The 3,565-nt window shown below is 51.4% G+C and carries 1 tRNA gene and 2 rRNA genes; all 3 read right to left on the bottom strand.

The window, feature by feature from the left end:
• Positions 1–5: 5 nt before the first annotated feature.
• The 3 genes from rrf to Q1A48_RS20715 all read right to left on the bottom strand — a co-directional run bounded on the left by rrf (position 6) and on the right by Q1A48_RS20715 (position 3,565).
• A 5S ribosomal RNA gene (rrf, locus tag Q1A48_RS20725) occupies positions 6–121 on the bottom strand.
• A gap of 207 nt (positions 122–328) precedes the next feature.
• Positions 329–3,213, bottom strand: a 23S ribosomal RNA gene (locus tag Q1A48_RS20720).
• Between the two features lie 276 nt (positions 3,214–3,489).
• A tRNA-Ala gene (locus Q1A48_RS20715) sits at positions 3,490–3,565 on the bottom strand.

Raw genomic sequence — 3,565 nt, 5'->3', positions numbered from 1 at the left:
TAGAAGCCTGACAATGACCTACTCTCACATGGGGAGACCCCACACTACCATCGGCGATGCTGCGTTTCACTTCTGAGTTCGGCAAGGGATCAGGTGGTTCCACAACTCTATGTTCGTCAGGCAAACTGGCTTGGGTTGGCGTTGGTCTTAAGAGCCTGGGCTCTGCCTGCCGTGTTATCGCTGTTTGCCTCGGTCAGTTTGTTGACCGGCGATAACCCCAAATAATTCGGTAAAACACTCTGTAGTAATACACCGCAAGTCGTCTATTGTGTGTCTTTCTTTCCACAATCCACTAACTTAACTAGCCGTTAGTAACCATCTCTGTTGTATGGTCAAGCCGCACGGGCAATTAGTACTGGTTAGCTCAACGCCTCGCAGCGCTTCCACACCCAGCCTATCAACGTGGTAGTCTTCCACGGCCCTTCAGGACTCTCAAGGAGTCAGGGAGATCTAATCTTGAAGGAGGCTTCCCGCTTAGATGCTTTCAGCGGTTATCCCGTCCGAACTTAGCTACCCGGCAATGCCACTGGCGTGACAACCGGAACACCAGAGGTTCGTTCACTCCGGTCCTCTCGTACTAGGAGCAACTCTTCTCAAATCTCCAACGCCCACGGCAGATAGGGACCGAACTGTCTCACGACGTTCTAAACCCAGCTCGCGTACCACTTTAAATGGCGAACAGCCATACCCTTGGGACCGGCTTCAGCCCCAGGATGTGATGAGCCGACATCGAGGTGCCAAACACCGCCGTCGATGTGAACTCTTGGGCGGTATCAGCCTGTTATCCCCGGAGTACCTTTTATCCGTTGAGCGACGACCCTTCCATACAGAATCGCCGGATCACTATGACCTACTTTCGTACCTGCTCGACATGTCTGTCTCGCAGTCAAGCGCACTTATACCATTATGCTCATTGCATGATTTCCGACCATGCTGAGTGCACCTTCGTACTCCTCCGTTACTCTTTGGGAGGAGACCGCCCCAGTCAAACTACCCACCATACACTGTCCCCGATCCGGATCACGGACCTGGGTTAGAACCTCAAACATACCAGGGTGGTATTTCAAGGACGGCTCCACAATAACTAGCGTTACTGCTTCAAAGCCTCCCACCTATCCTACACAAATAGGCTCAAAGTTCAGTGCAAAGCTGTAGTAAAGGTTCACGGGGTCTTTCCGTCTAGCCGCGGGTACACTGCATCTTAACAGCGATTTCAATTTCACTGAGTCTCTGGTGGAGACAGCGTGGCCATCGTTACGCCATTCGTGCAGGTCGGAACTTACCCGACAAGGAATTTCGCTACCTTAGGACCGTTATAGTTACGGCCGCCGTTTACCGGGGCTTCGATCAAGAGCTTCGCCTAAGCTAACCCCATCAATTAACCTTCCGGCACCGGGCAGGCGTCACACCCTATACGTCCTCTTACGAGTTTGCAGAGTGCTATGTTTTTAATAAACAGTCGCAGCCACCTGGTCACTTCGACCGGCCTCAGCTTAAAGAGCAAGTCTCATCACCAAAGCCGGCGTACCTTCTCCCGAAGTTACGGTACCATTTTGCCTAGTTCCTTCACCAGAGTTCTCTCAAGCGCCTTGGTATTCTCTACCTGACCACCTGTGTCGGTTTAGAGTACGGTTCACTATTGCCTGAAGCTTAGAAGTTTTTCCTGGAAGCAGGGCATCAACCACTTCACTCACCAAGGTGAGCTTCGTCATCAATTCTCAGCCTTAGGGACCCGGATTTACCTAAGTCCCCAGCCTACAACCTTAAACATGGACAACCAATCGCCATGCTGGCCTAGCCTTCTCCGTCACTCCATCGCAGCAATAGCAAGTACAGGAATATTAACCTGTTCCCCATCGACTACGGCTTTCGCCCTCGCCTTAGGGGCCGACTAACCCTGTCCCGATTAGCGTTGGACAGGAAACCTTGGTCTTCCGGCGGGGAGGTTTTTCACCTCCCTTATCGTTACTCATGTCAGCATTCGCACTTGTGATACCTCCAGCCAACCTCCCGGTCGACCTTCAGCGGCTTACACAACGCTCCTCTACCATGCTAATAAATTAGCATCCGCAGCTTCGGTTATCAGTTTGAGCCCCGGTATATCTTCCGCGCGGGCCGACTCGACTAGTGAGCTATTACGCTTTCTTTAAAGGATGGCTGCTTCTAAGCCAACCTCCTAGCTGTCTGGGCCTTCCCACATCGTTTCCCACTTAACTGATATTTGGGACCTTAGCTGGCGGTCTGGGTTGTTTCCCTTTCCACGACGGACGTTAGCACCCGCCGTGTGTCTCCCGCGATTGCACTCCTCGGTATTCGGAGTTTGCATGGGGTTGGTAAGTCGGGATGACCCCCTAGCCCAAACAGTGCTCTACCCCCGAGGGTGAGACGCGAGGCGCTACCTAAATAGCTTTCGAGGAGAACCAGCTATCTCCCGGCTTGATTAGCCTTTCACTCCGATCCACAGGTCATCCCCTAATTTTTCAACATTAGTGGGTTCGGTCCTCCAGTTGATGTTACTCAACCTTCAACCTGCCCATGGATAGATCGCCGGGTTTCGGGTCTATTGCCTGCAACTAAACGCCCTATTAAGACTCGGTTTCCCTACGGCTCCCCTAAGCGGTTAACCTTGCTACAGACAATAAGTCGCTGACCCATTATACAAAAGGTACGCAGTCACCCCGAAGGGCTCCTACTGCTTGTACGTATACGGTTTCAGGATCTATTTCACTCCCCTCTCCGGGGTTCTTTTCGCCTTTCCCTCACGGTACTGGTTCACTATCGGTCAGCTGGGAGTATTTAGCCTTGGAGGATGGTCCCCCCATGTTCAGTCAAGATAACACGTGTCCCGACCTACTCGATTTCACTCTAAATGCCTTTTCGTGTACGGGGCTATCACCCTGTATCGCGGTACTTTCCAGAACCTTCCACTAAAACATAAAAAGCTTAAGGGCTAATCCCCGTTCGCTCGCCGCTACTAAGGGAATCTCGATTGATTTCTTTTCCTCCGGGTACTTAGATGTTTCAGTTCCCCGGGTTCGCCTCCATAACCTATGTATTCAGTTATGGATACTCCTAAAAGGAGTGGGTTTCCCCATTCGGACATTCCAGGATCAAAGCTTGTGTGCCAGCTCCCCTAGACTTTTCGCAGGCTCCTACGTCCTTCATCGCCTCCAGCTGCCAAGGCATCCACCGTATACGCTTAGTCGCTTGACCATACAACACAAACGACTACTAACGACTTTGCATTCGAACACCTTAAGTGTTCAAACGCCGGATTGTGTGCTTGAGAGACACACATATACTATTGATGTTGAGTACCGCTCTCATAAAAGAACAGCCACCCAACCTCGCCTTGCAGTGTATTACTACAAAATGTTTCACCTTGTTAAAGAGCATCTGATGTAAAAACCAGAAAGCTGGACTCTTGTTCTCAAACCGCGAGAAACTACCAAGAATCCAGGTTTCTGATCTCTGGTGCCAGTGTAGAAATGGTGGAGCTATGCGGGATCGAACCGCAGACCTCCTGCGTGCAAAGCAGGCGCTCTCCCAGCTGAGCTATAGCCCC

Origin of the sequence: uncultured Microbulbifer sp. (genome assembly GCF_947489355.1) — a bacterium.
GTDB lineage: Bacteria > Pseudomonadota > Gammaproteobacteria > Pseudomonadales > Cellvibrionaceae > Microbulbifer.
The sequence above is the reverse complement of the archived record's forward strand: the minus strand, read 5'-3'. Positions and strand labels throughout refer to the sequence as shown.